A 15,274-nucleotide genomic window follows, 5' to 3' on the forward strand; every position below is an offset into this window, starting at 1 on the left:
TCGAGATCACTCGTCTGGGAGAAATCGATGCGTATTGTGGTGAAGGGTCTCGTGCTCGCGCTTCTCACGTGTTTTTACGCCGGGCCACTACGTGCCGAGGCGCCGCAGGGGAGCGATTATCAGCAGCGGATGACCAGCGCGCTCGGCGCGGCGCGGAAGTCGGCTGACGAGCTTAATGCGAGAAGCAAGGTTCTGCAGGAGGCCATAGATCGCGCCGCGGACCCGGACCAGGCCCGCAAGTTCCTCGACGACCTGCTGACGAGCTCGGGTAATGCTCTCGAGACGTTCGGCGAGAACAGCAACATGATGAAGGCGGTCAACGCGCTGCTCGCCTACATCGACGATCGCCGCAAGAACGCGGAGACAGAGGCGGCCGGGGATCCTCGTTGGATCGAGCGCGTCGACGTCTGGAAGGCGCACGCAGAGAACGTGCGCCAGCTTCGGCAGGAGATTTTGAAGGAAGCGGACCGCGCCAGAGGCCTGCTTGGCCAGCTACGCAAGGATCGTAAGTACATCGAAGACGTAATCGCCAGCGAAAACGTCGAGAAGGCTAAAGCCGAGATGGAGACGGCCCTGAATAACCTGCGCAACCTTGGCAATTCGCTGTCCGAGGCGGTCAAGGTGGCTGAAGACCGGAACAACAAAATGAAGGCGCCAGCGTTCTGAAAGCGACCCGCACGCGTGTCGCGGTACTTCAAGAGAGCGAAGCTGGCAGTTGTACTCGCTCGGGCGCTCCTCACGGCCGTCATTGGCGGGGTGGTCTCGACCGCACCCGGCCGGGCCGAGAGTTCCCTGCCCGACGTGCCGACGCTCTGCTCGGCACTGTCGCTCGCCGAGGCCGGCGCCGAGACGGTGGACAACCTCGCCAGACAGGCGGGCGACGAGATCGCGACGATGGACGCGCGGCTGCGTGACTGCAGTTCGCGGCCCCTGTGCGCCTACTCTCCGGAGCGCGACGCTCTCGAGGCGCGGGCGCGCGAGGCGCAGCGGCAGCTGACCGATTTGTCGCGGCTGCGCACCGTTATGCTCGACCACAAGTGGGCCATCCTCGAGCAGATGCAGACCGGGACGGAGGATAACGTCTCGCACCTGTGTCGCGCCGATCGATAGCTCGAAAAGGCAGGGCCATCCGGCCGCTCAATCTGCCATCACGTATGTCGGAGGGTCCGTGTCCAGCGAAGGAGCGTGGCGGTCCCTGTCAGGCGGGCGCGGACCACCATGTCACCGCATTGCTGTCGCCGCTCGATGCGGCGGCGTGCCGAGGAACACCCATCGCGATGCAACCACCGCTTAAGCGGAGCCGGTCGCAAGCGGGAGCCTGACCGGGCGGCCGAGCTTGTGCAGAAACTTCGACGCAGGTGAAGGATACGCTCGTGATTCGCGCCGCACTCGCCGTTGCTGGCATTCTGATGCTGATGCCGACACCGCCCGCCCGTGCCACACCCGGTGCCCTCGACCGATACGGGTGCCACGGTCACGGGGCGCGTCATCACTGCCATCGCGGCATGGCCGGCCGGCACTTCATCGGCTACGGCGGTGGAGGATATCAATTCGCGCATCGCCACGGCCGACGTTGGCACCACCGGCGGCGCCTCCGTCAGCACTGATGTGAATCGTATGCGCTTCCCTGCGGTAGGCCTCCTCCTCGCGTTGACGTGTCCCGCCTACGCCCTCGATCCGATCACGGGCCGGGCGACCATCATCGACGGGGACACCATCGCGATCCGCGGGCAGCGTTTCCGCCTACAGGGCGTCGACACGCCCGAGAGCGCACAGCTCTGCCGGAACGCTGCCGGCAAGGGCTACCGGTGCGGCCAGACGGCGGCGCTGGCGCTGGCCGATAAGATCGGCGCGGCGACCATCGCGTGCGCTCCGGTCACGACGGACCGCTACGGTCGTACGGTGGCGGTCTGCTCGCTCGGGGACCTCGATCTAAACGGCTGGCTCGTCGAGCAGGGCTACGGCTTAGCCTACCGGAAATACTCGACCGCCTACGTGCGCCAGGAGGAAGCGGCGCGGGCGGCCGGACGCGGGATCTGGGCGGGGACCTTCACGGCCCCCTGGGAATGGCGTCACGGGAGGCGGGTAGGCGCGAATGGCCCGGTTGAGGACGCCCCGGCTCCAGGCAGCGCCCCCTCGGCTACAGCCGTCGCGGGTGAGTGTCGGATCAAGGGCAACATCAACCGCAAGGGTGAACGCATCTACCACCTGCCCGGTGCGAGCGACTACGAGAGGACGGTCATCGACGCGGGCTCGGGCGAGCGTATGTTCTGCTCGGAAAACGAGGCGCGCGCCGCCGGCTGGCGGGCGCCCCGGCGCTAGGTGTCCGCTGCGCGGGCGGACGTTGCGCGGAGCGCGCCGAGGGGTGTGTTCGCAGCTGTTCGAGCGGCGACGCGGGCTGGAGTTGTGGGCCGAGTTGCTGTCGTGCCAAGGTCGTGTGTAGCAACACCCAGAAGACACCTGGCGTTTGACCACACGACTTGCGGTGGACCTACGCCACAGCCTGCGCAGAGGCAGGGACAAATCCGTACACGATCAAGCTTCTCTTGAACCACGCGCTGGATAGGTCGGATTTCACCTCGCTCTACGTGCGCCCTTCAGCGGGGCACGTGGCGGCTGCGGCAAAGCGCGTCGCCAACTTCTTAGAGGCGAAGGTGCAAAGTACGGTTCCGGCCGGATCCGTCGTTCAGCTCAACACGGCCCAAATGCGCGAACCTTCAACCGCCTGAACGTCTCGTTGTGGCCGAAAGCGGTCGGTCCGCTTTGGAGGAGATTCGCCGGAAAAGCGGTCATGCCGCTACAACTCGCCAGTCACAGGTCTGTTGACCGGCTACGGCCAAGCCAAAGTGCTGCACGGCCTCGACGTGCAAGTCCCGAGACGTTCGAGGCCACCGCTTTTGAGCTGAGCCATTTTAAAGAGAGGCAGTGGTGCCCCCTCGAGCTATGGACAATCATGAAAGAGTGAGTTCGTCGTCTCCAGTCGATACACCGAAACGCCGCTTTGTTGTAAACTCGAAATCAGCAACAGAGACGAGCGTTCCGCGAAACACTAGAATTCATGATGCGAAGACTGTTTATATTTATTTGTAAACAATTTCCAGTTTTTCGTATGATAGAGACCCGCCTCCTTGTCGAACCTCCACCCCGACTGCCATGCCATTGAAATACTCGTTCCCAGAAATGATTTTTTTGTTCACTAACCAATCAAGCATCGATTTAAAATCTAAATGGCCCGATAGCACGTCACGCTGATCACTGGGCATGAACAAAATGTCTGGGCCGTTCGGTGCGCCATGGTCGATACTGACAAACCAATCAATTCCGGATCCGAAATATTTTCCAATTGGTGTAGCACCGCTAACATATTGGTATGAATAGGCGGGAGTATGAAGAAATACTTCGATTTCGAAAAGCTTGTTTTCGAACGAACCCGGCTTCCTTGTTAGATAAAACTCGCTGATGACGTCGAAACCATTCAATAGGCCAGTCGCTGTAAGCTCAAATACCTGGCTAAGGTCTTTGATGTCTTTCACGCGTCGGGGTGGTATAGGCTTTTGGACAGTGGTCTCATTTTCGTTCCCGAAATCGATCGCGAGGAAATTGTAGATCCCTTCCGCGGGCTTGGCGGGCCATTCCCATTTGATCTTGGTCCCGTTCGGGAAAATTGTTGGATCCAACGTTATCGACTCTGTATAATCCTTATTTATGACTAGATTTCCCTTGTTCCATGGAGACATGTACGCGAGATACGGCCCGCGCGAGAATTCTTCGTTGTCACTTAGCTCGACCAACGGCGTTGCGTTTGCCCGCCAAGGCACACAGGCCCCAGCTATGAACATGACAGCATGCAGGAGCCGTTTCGCATCCGGCGTCATGAGGCCAAAGCTCGCCTCAGAAATAGGGCGCTTGCAGTCATACTTGGAGCAGTGCCGCATTGAGCCGCGTCTGCTCCTGCGCGAGTGTCCTGTAAGTCGCAGGAAGATCTGCGCAAAAGCGAGACTGATTAGAGCGAGGTAGTTCGTTGACGAGCTTGTCATAGCGCCTCCTAACGGGTCCACTATTTCGCTTCGTGAGTATGCGTTCGAACGGTAAGCGGGGGCGCCAGACTGGAACCGCACCGGCTCATTCGGCACACGAAACACCGATCCGGCACCTAAGTCCTAGGCAACGTCGTATAGAGTGAGAGCGGGGCGCCTGCTGCGTGAATAGCCGCCTTGGCCGGTGACCCGAGCGAAGCGGTAACTATGGCCACGACCGCCCAGATTACCCGCCTCGTCAAGATCCGAGGGCACTCTGTGCAGCAGAGCGAAAAGCCTTCAGCCCTCCCCGTCAACGAAGCGGCAGGTCAGCTCGCAATACCCGTGAGCCAACCCTGAATCGGGCAATCTCGGCCGGGCGTCGCCCATTTGCAGGGTCGCTCAACTTCCCAACACCGACACACGGGCTCTCCAAGACAGCCAACTCGTCCCAGCGACTAGTGGGGTTGCCGAACGACACCCTAGTCGTGCCCCCTGAACTCGACATCGTCAGGCTGCAGCCGGCTTGTTCGCGGCCAGAACTTTGAAGGCCACCGGCTCCGAAGGTGGCACACGCCGCCTGCACAGGCCCGTAAGTAACCCCAGTGCGCTCACGTTCCAGGAACAGAGCGAATAGATGCCCAACTTCAGACCACCTCGCCGTGTTGATAGAAACACGATCGGCCCGAGCAGCAGGACCGATAAAGCTATCAATCTGAACCAGCCCCCAACCGGCAGAATTATACACAGAGCAACAAGTACCCACCATGCGATCACCACAAATCCATTCCGGATGTGGCCTAACCCGCGTATGACAGCATGGAAATGCCGTCTCCCTATCGCACCCCGTAGAACCTCACCACCGGCCCAGGAATATCCCGACCGCATCCGGCGCCATAGAAGCTTATATCCACCCATAGTGTACCCGAAGTGATCGACCGCAATTTTGTCGATCCGTGCCAATTTCCATCCCGCACTGCGCAGGCGAACAGCCAGGTCAAATTCTTCAAAGGCATGCAGATTGCGATCGGCAAAATGTCCGACACTATGAATTGCACAAACACGGTACAAACCGCCCCCATCCAAGCGATCGACAAAGCCGACGGCCCTATGCCGCTCTGATCTACTTGCCCTCAGCCGAATTTGGAACTCCGAATTGGAGACGTTCCTCTCATTCACAGTGCCGCCCACCGCGGCAACGTCAGGATTGTTTTCCAAGAAATCGATCGCGTCCGCTAGGAAATCAGGATGAAGTACCATGTCTCCATCCATAAGATAAAAATATGTGCTAGAAGCTTGCTGGAAGGCGAGTTGGGCCCCTGCGCCGCAGCATCGATCGCGAGCGTTGGCCAGCTGAACAATTTTTACGGGGAACTCCGCTGCAATCTGCACGGTCCGATCGTCGGAACCGCTATCGGCTAGGACGACTTCTCCACCTACCATTCTGACAGCCTGTAGCGCACTCGCGAGAGCGTTCCCGACATGACACTCCTCGTTGAACGCTTTTACTCCGACCGTCAGCCTCATAACTGAGCTGCTCCTTGTCTTACAGTCTCAACTCGTCGATTGAATTGTGAACAGGACAGGCCTCGCATTGCAGGCGGTCGCCTCACCATGCCAACGGCGCGCGTAGCCCCATATGCAGACAGCAATCGTCACTTCTCCAACCAAAACACCGGCAATCGACCAGATTGGTCCGCCCAGACCGAGGAGAAGTGGGACTGCAATCGCGGATGCCACAGCCGACACTATGCTGGCATTGGCAAGCCAGCGAAATCGACCAGCTGCCTGGAGTACTGTGCCCTCGGGCGTCCGCAAAAGTCTGGTTCCGGCAACCGCCATCCAAAGAACGACTCCTAGCCAGAGCGCCGCCGGATCATACCCCGCCGGTTGTATAAGGCGAGGCGCGATGCTGGCCAGCACACCAGCAAAAATGCCCGCGCCGCACCATGATGCAATGAGCACCCAGCGAAACATAACGATAGATTGTAAAATCGACTTGAGATCCATCCGCTGGATCTGACGCGCCATTTGGGGGCGTTCAAATTCCGTCAGCGCGTTAGCGACAACGCCGATTGGCCGAATTACGAGCGCGCTCGCCGCAATTGGCGCGAAGGCAGTCGGCCCGACTAGAAATGCCACGAGATATGCATGAAGGTTCGCGGTGGCTTCCGTCGTTACGACCCCTATCAGCGCCCAGCCGGAGTGGCCCCGCCAAACGCCGGCGTATTTCGCCAAGTCGTGTCGTGAGATCCGCAGGAACTGGTCGGAAAGATAGCGCCGGCCGAAAGGTACCAATCCCACTCCGGCGCCGACCAGCAGCGCCGTGCACGCTGAAGCAACGGAGGCGAGATCGCCGAACGCTATCACCCCGGTGCCTGCCAGCAGGATCAGGCTGTACAGGGCGTCGGACCCGGTGCTTCTTAGCGGCTCTCCGGTTGCATAGGCATGAGCCCTTGCAAACCATCGAAATAGCGCAAGCACAGCGTACGCAGCGAACAAGCTACCTGTTTGATTGGTACAGCCGACCAAGACAGCGAGCCACCAAAAGCCCACGAGGCAGAGTATGCCTAGGACGGCATTCGCCGAGAGAAGGCTACCAACCATCCAGTGTTGGCGCATCCGACCGGCCTCTGCCAACAAGGCCGGAAGGGGAGCGCAGAACAAGGCACTCCAGATCCCGCAAACGAACTGCGAGAAAATCAGCAGCAGCGAGAATCGTCCGAACGCCTCAGGTTCCAAGGCGCGAACAAGGACAAGGGACAGGATGTACTGTGATGCAGCAACGCCAATTGGTCCAATCGTAGCCAAACCATAGCGAAGCAACTTGGACGTCGTGCTAGCGAGCAGATCTGGTTCAGACCTCTTCATGATACGGTCGGCTATCTGGCAAGGGCGGAACCGGAGCGCCTGCGGTGCCGTCGGGCACGCGTGTCACCGAGTGAATCAGAGCGACCGTGAGCATCAAGAACACCTCTACGATTGAGTCCCGGTCGAGCAGACTCGTCTCGGTCAGATTATGACCGACACAGAAAACAAGTAGCGCGATGAGCAGACGGCCAATCGATTGCGGTGCCGTCACACTGGTTAGAAGGCGGCCAAGCGGCAAAAGCACAACCGTCCAGACGACGAGCAGGAGGCCAGGAAGCCCAATCTGCACAAGAAGATCAAGGAAGCCATTGTGGCCATTTCCGACCTCACGCACCCATCCCTTTCCGTAGCTGAAAACGGGACTGTCGGGTCCGGCATCCCAAAATGACCCATATCCCGCACCAAGCAACAAATGCTGTTGCGCGTACGAGACTAAAATCGGCCAAATCTGAACGCGTCCGGTTAGGGCAGCCTTATCGGCAAGATAATCTGCGGATAATCCTGGCCAGAACACGTAGATATTGAAGACCGCCGCTGCGGCAAGAGCGAGAAGGACGATGATGGTGATCACGCCCTTTCGAGGATCATGCAGCTTGAATGCCCAACCGACCGTCACGGCAATAAGAAGAATACCCATAGAAGTCTTCGAGTCCGTACGGTAGAGAAAATAAGCTGACGCGCCAAGCACTCCCCATCGCGCAATCTTTGTGACATATGCCGCATCAAATGTGTAGGTGATTATGGTAAGCGCAGCGAATGCGCCCGCAAAATTCTTGTGTAGGAGCGCGCCCCGCCAGTCTCCGACTAATTTTGGATCTCCTCCATCAGCCAAGTGGTGTATTCCGAGGGACGGCCACAAGCCCACTGCGAAGAAATTCGCGACGAGAACGAGAGCCATCGCAGCTCGGATTGCTCTCAGGGCGCGTTCTGCCGGCAGCAGGCTCACCAGTGCGAAGATCGTCCAAATCAACATGGTTGTAAGGAGTAGACGGCGCGCAGCCACCTCCGGGTTGATTGCCCATGTGACGCTCAGCCAACACCAGAGAAGCGCTGCAGTTATTCCGACCGGTAGAACGGCCAGACGATTCGGGCCATATGCTATCTTTGACGCGATGAGCGCGAGAGCGAAGACGACAGCGTAGCACAACTGGCGTGCTGCGCTTCCTCCACCGGACGCCTCGCCGCTGTCCGCCCCCAAATGACGTGCGATGACGATGAATAGCACCAAGAGGAAGACGGAAATTTGTGCAAGAGCCTGGCTTCCAGCTGCACTGCTTCCGTTTTGACTCCGGGCCGTGTCAACATAGGTGCCGGACAAGATCATGCTCTCCGTTGTTGGCCCGGTATGACTGAAGCTATGTTGATCCATGGGACGCGCTGGGCATTCCTCCTCAAGCCGATTTACTCAGCCCGACCAAGGATTAGCCACCTTCTCCGGCAACTCTATCCGTTCCGTCTGCCACGCACGTTCAAGATTTCGGCCGCGGTCGGGAACGCCTTTGCTGCAGGTAAATCTGCGACTTGCTAGCATCACCGATCCCCACAGTTCGCCGTCCAGAGTATATGTGTGTGCGCTCCCCTATGCATCGGCAGGGATGGCCCCTAGGGCCTGCTCTCGACCGATGCCTCTGCTCACCTTCAGCCCAAGTTGCCGTCGGACGGCGGCGCGTTTTGCAACTGCCTCGATCAGCAGCGTGCTAAGAATAGCTAGAAACAGACCGCCTCCAATCGCTCCGACAAGGAAGATAGAGCCTCTTGGGAACACAGCTCTCAATGGCACAAGCGCGGGTTGTATGATCCGGATCGATGATAGCTTTGCGGCACGCAATTCTCCATCTATCTTTTGGTTTACCGAACGCTTTGCGTATACGTCGGCGTTGAATTCGGCAAGTGCAACGTCCCTGCTGAGTTTTTTGAATTCCGATACGCTGCGGGCCAAACGGTCTAAGTCATTTGCGATGGTCTTCAATTCGGCCTGACGTTGCTCCTCCGCCCGTTTAAGGCCCGCCAACTCTGCATTGATACGAAAGAGGGCAACCATATTGTCTTGATAAACCTTGACCATCAGCAGGGGCGGATCGCCTACATTTAAGGATGCCTCAGGCACCCGTCGGTCATCCCGCACGCGGGATCCGCCTTTTTTCGACTCATCGAAGCTAAGACTTTCGACGAGGTTTGCAACGAAAGGAGACTGTGTGACCGGTTTAAGCTTTTGAAGCTCGGAGACCAGCTCTTGCTTCTGACCAGTTTTTTCCGCAAGCGACGTTCGGGTCGCACCTAGCTCAGCCGTAAGGTCACTCTCCCGCTTTAGAAGAAGAGACCTCTGGTCATCAACAGAAAAGGCCTTCTCGCGTGTCATGAATGCTTCTAGCGCGGCAGAGGTTCGCGCGACCTCTGCCTCAAAGGTGCCTTTCTGCGCCGTGAAAAAATCGACCACTCCTGGGCTGCCGTAAAGTTCGTTTTGACGGTCAAGAAATGCATGCGCGAGAGCGTTGGCGAAGGATGCAGCTACCTGAGGGCTCGTGTGTCGAAAAGCGATCTGGATCACCTCAGAATTCGGTTCCACCTTTGCAGAAATCGCGTTCGCGAGTTGAGCCACCGCAGAGTCAAGGCTTGACACCTCTGGAAATGTCCCTGACGGCTGCGGCCAAATGGAAGAGCGCAGTCTCCCGCCGAGTCCTTGGAGCAGCGTCGTACCGCCCGCGAGTTTCAACTGATCGAGACCGAATCTTTCCACCGCAGCTCGGATGACGCCGTCGCTCTCAGCGATACGTGCCAACGAGCTGATCGCTTCTTGCGATGTGCCTTGATTCTGAGCTTGTCCTTCCGCGCCACCGACTCCGACCAGCAAGGTTGTCGAAGCTAGATAGACAGGCGTTATGATGAGGTATGCGGCAAACGCGCTTAGAATAACGGACGCGTAAACCGCCAAAAAGGCCAGCTTCCGCCTCCAAAGCGTTGAACATACCCACCAGACGTCAGGCTGCTCATGAGACTGCGTTAACATGACGTCGCTTTCATTGGCGGGTTGACCGCCGGATAGGGATGGCACCAACTGGGACTGCCGTTCAGACTATGTTGCGTACCGCACGCCGCGACAGCGGCGACGTGCGGTACGCCCGATGAGCAAAGCGGACGGACCGACAGGCGCCTCGGCCCTACCGGGCCGCGGGAAGTCCGTTGCGGTCGAGATTATTCAGAGGCATGCCTGAGGGCCAGGCTGGTGAGTCACACTCATTCAGGGCCTATGCAGCTCGGACCATGTCGACATATTGGCGGGCCATGGTTTCGGAGTCGGCGCAACTCGCGCGTAGTTGCAAGGCAAGAGAGCGAAATTTCTTGCGTGTGGCTGGGTGGTTGGTAAGCGCGCGGACTTGGCGCTCAATACTCTCGACATCATCAGGCTCACAGATTGCGCCTGCCAGCTCGCCACCGCTTGGCATTTCCAGCACCTCCACCTGACCGCGGACGTCGCTGACCAATACGGCCATCCCGATTTGAATTGCTTCGAGGAGGGCGATGCTCCGACCCTCGAAATTACTGGGTTGATAAAACACGTCTGCAGCGTACATGCAATCGATTGCAAATTGCCTGTCAACAGCGCCTGCGAATTTGATCCTGTTTTCCGCGCGATGCTGTTTCACGAGTTCCTTCGCACCGTATTCCATTGGGCCATCGCCGACGATTAGCAGGTAGGAAGTTTCGACCCGAGCTATCGCGGCTACCGCACGAAGGACGTTCTTCTCCTCGGTAAGGCGGCCGACCATGACGAACAGCGTACTATGATGCGGTATCCCAAACGCGTCGCGGAGCTCGTTCCTAGATCTAGATTGGTAAGTTGGACCTATTCCATTGAGTATTACCTTAATCCTGTTACGGTACCGAAGCGGATATCGGTCGAAACTTGTCCGGACGGAGTCGGATACGCATACGATTTTTGTATATCCGCCTAACGTGCCAATGCCCCGATCAATTGTCCTCAGTAGCCTGTGTTGGCTTGAGCTCGGCCCGTGCTGTGTGGCAAATCGTCGTCTAATTCCAATAAAAAATCCAATTACTGAACCGATTATATTCGCCGCGGGAAGGACTGTTATCAAAGCGTCTGGTCGGCGATTAATAAGATAGTTGAAGAGTCGCGCTGTCGCAGTCAAATATTCAACTGGATTTAAATTCTTTTTTGGAATCAGCACGTCGATCGGAGTGTCACAACGTCCCTGTGCGCCCGTGTATAAGGATACTATTCGGACATCCCACCCCGAACTTGTAAAACGGTTGTACAGGGTGCTTATGACCTCCCGGGTTCCTCCGGCCGACGCGTGGGTCGTAACGATGGCCAATTTCGTTGTCATCGCGGTCTCGTGCAGCTTGAGCAGTAACGAGGCATCTAATCCGACCTATAGTCTAGCAGGAGAACCGGTGCATCGCATTCCGCTACCGATACGGATGTGGACGTATTCGCCCCGCGCGCAATTGCGGTGACTGATTTGCCGCTGCGCGGCCATTGGATACCTATCTTTGCTCCGATAACGCCAACCGTCTCGCTGAGCACAGATTTTGTGTTTCCGTCCTCGCCGACAACCGACCGATTAGAGTCTAAGTCGGCGTGCCGGAACTTGCGAATGCCGGGTCCTAGCGTGCGGCTCAGTGTGCCGGCCGCTCCGATTCCAAAGCTAAAGGCCGCCTGGGTCACGATTGTGGAGAACGGCGGCAGAGCAGTGGCACGGACTAAAAGCCGCTTTGGTGCATAGACCACAAGGTAATGCGCAGTGCAGTCTTTCCCGCGCCTCGGAGCCAAGCTGAGATGTCGCTGTTTGGTCATCGCTCAACTTGATACGCCTGCCTTTAACAGAATGGACGATTGGACCGGCGCGCGCAATCGTCCGGCCGATAACGTCATTGGAGACCGCCCTGTTCGCGCGCTTGCGGTGCGCCAAGAGTGCGCTTCCTACGATCTTCTTGATAACTGCGGGCCCATCGAGAGAGGGCGTAGGTGATGATCCACAGAGGCTCAATGCAGTATCTAAAGGACAGGCGCCGCGGGCTCCGGATGAGGCGGATGACCCCTTCGAAGCCAATCTGCCCTACCCAGCGGGGAATGATTGGCTGCTCGCCCGATAGAAGATCAAAAAATCCGCCGCATGGCATTACGACCGGCACGTCGATTTCGTCGCGTACCTGACGAATCCATTCCTCTTGGCGGGGCATGCCCATTCCCACAAGAAGGAGGTCCGGCCGCCAGTCACGGATGGCGTCGAGTATAGTCGACTGAGGCGAACCGGGCCGTCGGTCATTTAGATCGAAATATCCATCATAGCATCGTATGTTGAGCTCGGGCTCCATATGGCGTATTTTGGCCATGCCGGCTTGTAGTGTGTGCTTTTCAGATCCAACGTACAGTACTCGTCTTTGTCTTTTCGCGAGCTCTCGAAACAGGCTGGGTAGCAGGTCGATGTGCCCCAGCCTCGAAGAGCGTGTCACAGGCTGGCCCATTGCCTTGGCGATCCAGACGATCGGCATACCATCGATGTGCACAATGGTGCGCTTGTCACTCCAGAGCGCTCGCATGTTGGGGGTTCGGAGAGCGCAATACAGACCGTGCAGATTAACGCTTGCGACTGTGAGCTTGGCTCTATTGTCGATCGACCGCACGATGTAGGAAAGCAGGTCGTCCTTCCGAATTGGGTCGATCGGGAGATCGAGCAAGCTGAATCGGTGGGGCGCGGCGGGGGCGCCTTCGATGTGGCTCGTTTCCGTACGTAATCGCTCTTCAGTGCGCGACGTTTTATGGCTCGGCTGGCCAGAATTCATGTCGTCCCCCCTTCATAGGCCGTGTTGGTCCACGGCAGGGCCGTCACCTTCAGTTTCGGAAAGCATATGGTCCGTTGACCACGACCTAGACGCCCGACGGCCGTATGATTTCATGTATGAGGGTCATACCAATAATCTTCAGGTCGAGGAGCGGCGTCCAATGTTTGACGTACCAAAGATCAAATTCGACGCGGCGCTGCATATCTGTGACATCTGGTGTCGGGCCTCTTTGGCCGTTGACTTGCGCCCAGCCGGTCAGCCCTGGACGGACAATGAAACGTGACTCGTAGTTAGGAACTTCGTTACGATAGTAGATATCGTGGGCTAAAGCGTGAGGTCTAGGGCCCACAAATGACATTTCGCCTCGGAGCACGTTCAGCAACTGAGGCAATTCATCGATGCTTGTCTTTCTTAAAATACGTCCAATTGGTGTTACACGCTTGTCATCAGAGGTCGCCTGTTGGATTACTGCCCCGTTCTCTTGGACGGTCATGGTGCAGAATTTATAAATGTGGAATGGCCGCCCCATGAAGCCGGTCCTGGTCTGCCGGAACAGCACGACTCCTCCAGACTGAAGATAAACGGCAATTGCTACGGCCGTGAGTACCGGAGCGAGCAATATGAGCGCGATCGAGGCTAGACTGCGGTCTGCGCAAATCTTAATTATTTCGAAAAATGCCGACCTATGCGACTCAATTGAATCGATTTTGGGGATTGAGGGATGCGATCGGCAATAGTCCGCTACGTAGGCAGAATCGCTCATTGCCTATCCCCCAGGGCGCGCACTGCTTTTGCAGTCGTCGCGATCTGATTACTGGTTAAGGGATTTTTAATTCAGTCGTCAAGTCTGGTGTTAGCCTTTTTTTGAAGATGGCGCACCCCTGTTCTGGTCGGTGTTTGTTACAAAGTCGTACATTGCCGTTACAATAAATTTACATGGGATAGCCGCTCATTCGGCGCGATTAAGGGTAGGAGGAAATATCTATTTTGGGATCACGCCGGATCGTTGGGTCAGAGGCCCATGGCATCCGATCTGTCGGTGATTGGGGCCACGTTCGTTTGCGAGCTCGGCGATACCGCGCTCTGTGTAGAAGAGGGCGGGCGGCCTCTGCCCGGCCTAGCTCAAGTCGCTCAGCAAAGAAGAACGCGTTTTAGGCCGCGCCCTGCGCGCCGACCTAATGGGCGTCACAAAGCTGCCGCCGTTCGTCTTCCGTAACCGGGGAACGTGGCCATCGTCGGCAGCCACGTCGAGATCTTCGACTTTGAGCACGGCTGGCGGCTCACGGGTTCGCAGCTTGGCTACTCTGGGCGGCGGTGCACGTGGTTCTGTTGGTTTAACTTTGCTCAGCGCATGCGTGTCGCGTTGCGGTGTCTCTAGAGCGATTTCGGAATGAGCTGAGTCGGACCGTTGGGGTTCACGCAGGGCATTTGGGTTGATTCATTGCGCGCTTCCTGTGAGGAGCACGTCATGGGCCGACCCTACAGCCAGGATCTGCGTGAGCGGGTGGTGGACGCCGCAGGCGCGACCTCGAGCCGGCAAGCGGCCAAGCGCTTCGGGGTGGGGGCTGCGACCGCGATCCGCTGGATGGCGGCGCTGGCCACGACCGGGACGGTGGCGGCCCGTCCGCAAGGTCGGGCACGCCGCTCCAAACTCGATCCGCACGAGGCGTTCCCGCGCGCCCTGATCGCAGAGTGGGAGGACATCACCCTGGAGGAGATGCGGGTCCGCCTGCGGGAGGAGCGCGCTATCCCGGTCGGGCTGGGCACGCTGTGGAGATTCCTCGACGCGCGCGGCCTGACGTACAAAAAATGACAGCTCACGCCACGGAGCAGGACCGCCCGGACGTGAAGGCCGCCCGCGAGGCGTGGTTCCAGGACCAGCCCGACCTCGACCCCGCCCGCCTCGTGTTCCTCGACGAGACTTGGACCTCGACCAACATGGCCCGCACCCGCGGGCGTGCCCCGCGCGGCGAACGGCTTCGTTCGGGCGTGCCGCACGGTCATTGGAAGACCACAACCTTCGTGGCAGGCCTGCGCCGGTCGGGTCTCGCGGTGCCGTTCGTGCTGGACGGGCCGATCAACCGCGACGCCTTCCAGACTTACGTCGAGCGGGTGCTGGTGCCCGAGCTCACTCCCGGCGACACCGTCGTGATGGACAACCTCGGCAGCCATAAAGGGCCGGCCGTGCGCGCGGCTATCGAGGCGGCCGGCGCGCGGCTGCTCTTCCTCCCGCCCAACTCGCCCGACTTCAACCCGATCGAAATGGCCTTCTCCAAGCCCAAGGCGCTGCTGCGCAAGTCCGACGAGCGCACTGTCGAGGGATTATGGACAGCCATCGGCCAGCTCATCGACACCATCACACCTGACGAATGTGCCAACTTCTTCGCAGCCGCAGGATATGAGCCAGATTAAATTTAAAACGCTCTAGCGGTACCTGACCTACCGGCGCGGAGCACGCTTCCTCAAAGCCCCGTCTTAACCAACGCGCGCTCCATAATTTGTCTTTGCGAGTGTCAGATCGTAGCCAGTAGTGTCCGCTTACGAGACTTTGTCGAAGCGATCTGAATGGCCGGGATGGG

At 58.3% G+C, this 15,274-nt stretch carries 12 protein-coding genes; 4 read left to right on the forward strand and 8 right to left on the reverse strand.

The window, feature by feature from the left end:
- Nucleotides 1–27 precede the first annotated feature (27 nt).
- From AC3WSN_RS14400 to AC3WSN_RS14410, 3 genes are all read left to right on the forward strand, one after another.
- The gene (locus AC3WSN_RS14400) at nucleotides 28–666 is read left to right on the forward strand and encodes a hypothetical protein (protein ID WP_492538757.1); all 639 of its coding nucleotides are present in this window, start codon (nucleotides 28–30) and stop codon (nucleotides 664–666) included.
- Between the two features lie 15 nt (nucleotides 667–681).
- Nucleotides 682–1,110 carry a hypothetical protein gene (locus AC3WSN_RS14405; RefSeq protein ID WP_492538759.1) on the forward strand — a complete coding sequence of 143 codons (429 nt, stop codon included), beginning with the start codon at nucleotides 682–684 and terminating at the stop codon, nucleotides 1,108–1,110.
- A 507-nt stretch (nucleotides 1,111–1,617) separates the two neighbouring features.
- Complete coding sequence (locus AC3WSN_RS14410) at nucleotides 1,618–2,322, forward strand: thermonuclease family protein (protein WP_492538761.1); 705 nt, start codon at nucleotides 1,618–1,620, stop codon at nucleotides 2,320–2,322.
- 758 nt (nucleotides 2,323–3,080) lie between these two features.
- On the opposite strand, the gene AC3WSN_RS14415 is transcribed toward AC3WSN_RS14410, so the two are convergent.
- The 8 genes from AC3WSN_RS14415 to AC3WSN_RS14450 all read right to left on the reverse strand — a co-directional run bounded on the left by AC3WSN_RS14415 (nucleotide 3,081) and on the right by AC3WSN_RS14450 (nucleotide 13,458).
- A complete protein-coding gene (locus tag AC3WSN_RS14415; protein WP_492538762.1) occupies nucleotides 3,081–3,875 on the reverse strand; it encodes a hypothetical protein in 795 nt (264 codons plus the stop codon).
- A 651-nt stretch (nucleotides 3,876–4,526) separates the two neighbouring features.
- Nucleotides 4,527–5,543 (reverse strand): glycosyltransferase family 2 protein, encoded by a 1,017-nt coding sequence (locus AC3WSN_RS14420; RefSeq protein ID WP_492538764.1) that lies wholly within the window; start codon nucleotides 5,541–5,543, stop codon nucleotides 4,527–4,529.
- Between the two features lie 27 nt (nucleotides 5,544–5,570).
- Nucleotides 5,571–6,887, reverse strand: a complete 1,317-nt coding sequence (locus AC3WSN_RS14425; protein WP_492538766.1) for a lipopolysaccharide biosynthesis protein — start codon at nucleotides 6,885–6,887, stop codon at nucleotides 5,571–5,573.
- Nucleotides 6,874–8,205, reverse strand: coding sequence for an O-antigen ligase family protein (locus tag AC3WSN_RS14430; protein WP_492538768.1), 1,332 nt, complete (start codon nucleotides 8,203–8,205; stop codon nucleotides 6,874–6,876). Before AC3WSN_RS14430 ends, AC3WSN_RS14425 begins: the two co-directional genes overlap by 14 nt.
- Before the next feature lie 261 nt (nucleotides 8,206–8,466).
- Nucleotides 8,467–9,819, reverse strand: coding sequence for a GumC family protein (locus tag AC3WSN_RS14435; protein WP_492538770.1), 1,353 nt, complete (start codon nucleotides 9,817–9,819; stop codon nucleotides 8,467–8,469).
- Nucleotides 9,820–10,132: 313 nt separating this feature from the next.
- Nucleotides 10,133–11,236: a glycosyltransferase family 4 protein gene (locus AC3WSN_RS14440; protein WP_492538772.1), complete on the reverse strand. Its 1,104-nt coding sequence runs from the start codon at nucleotides 11,234–11,236 to the stop codon at nucleotides 10,133–10,135.
- 544 nt (nucleotides 11,237–11,780) lie between these two features.
- Entirely contained in the window at nucleotides 11,781–12,695 is a 915-nt protein-coding gene (locus AC3WSN_RS14445; RefSeq protein WP_492538774.1) for a WecB/TagA/CpsF family glycosyltransferase, read from the reverse strand.
- An 85-nt stretch (nucleotides 12,696–12,780) separates the two neighbouring features.
- Nucleotides 12,781–13,458: a sugar transferase gene (locus tag AC3WSN_RS14450; protein WP_492538776.1), complete on the reverse strand. Its 678-nt coding sequence runs from the start codon at nucleotides 13,456–13,458 to the stop codon at nucleotides 12,781–12,783.
- Between the two features lie 705 nt (nucleotides 13,459–14,163).
- Between AC3WSN_RS14450 and AC3WSN_RS14455 the strand changes: the two genes are divergently transcribed.
- Nucleotides 14,164–15,107 (forward strand): IS630 family transposase gene (locus AC3WSN_RS14455; RefSeq protein WP_492538778.1). Its coding sequence is split into 2 segments (ribosomal slippage): nucleotides 14,164–14,506 and nucleotides 14,506–15,107, totalling 945 coding nucleotides; the frame shifts between segments, so codons are not numbered across the junction.
- The last annotated feature ends 167 nt before the right edge of the window (nucleotides 15,108–15,274 follow it).

Source organism: Methylobacterium sp. FW102-HT35C08, assembly GCF_058790235.1.

Excerpts from the sequence above, each read along its gene's own strand:
- AC3WSN_RS14440 (WP_492538772.1), bottom strand. The coding sequence starts at position 11,236 with ATGACAACGAAATTGGCCATCGTTACGACCCACGCGTCGGCCGGAGGA.
- AC3WSN_RS14445 (WP_492538774.1), bottom strand. The coding sequence starts at position 12,695 with ATGAATTCTGGCCAGCCGAGCCATAAAACGTCGCGCACTGAAGAGCGA.
- AC3WSN_RS14410 (WP_492538761.1), top strand. The coding sequence starts at position 1,618 with ATGCGCTTCCCTGCGGTAGGCCTCCTCCTCGCGTTGACGTGTCCCGCC.
- AC3WSN_RS14425 (WP_492538766.1), bottom strand. The coding sequence starts at position 6,887 with ATGAAGAGGTCTGAACCAGATCTGCTCGCTAGCACGACGTCCAAGTTG.
- AC3WSN_RS14415 (WP_492538762.1), bottom strand. The coding sequence starts at position 3,875 with ATGACGCCGGATGCGAAACGGCTCCTGCATGCTGTCATGTTCATAGCT.
- AC3WSN_RS14420 (WP_492538764.1), bottom strand. The coding sequence starts at position 5,543 with ATGAGGCTGACGGTCGGAGTAAAAGCGTTCAACGAGGAGTGTCATGTC.
- AC3WSN_RS14450 (WP_492538776.1), bottom strand. The coding sequence starts at position 13,458 with ATGAGCGATTCTGCCTACGTAGCGGACTATTGCCGATCGCATCCCTCA.
- AC3WSN_RS14400 (WP_492538757.1), top strand. The coding sequence starts at position 28 with ATGCGTATTGTGGTGAAGGGTCTCGTGCTCGCGCTTCTCACGTGTTTT.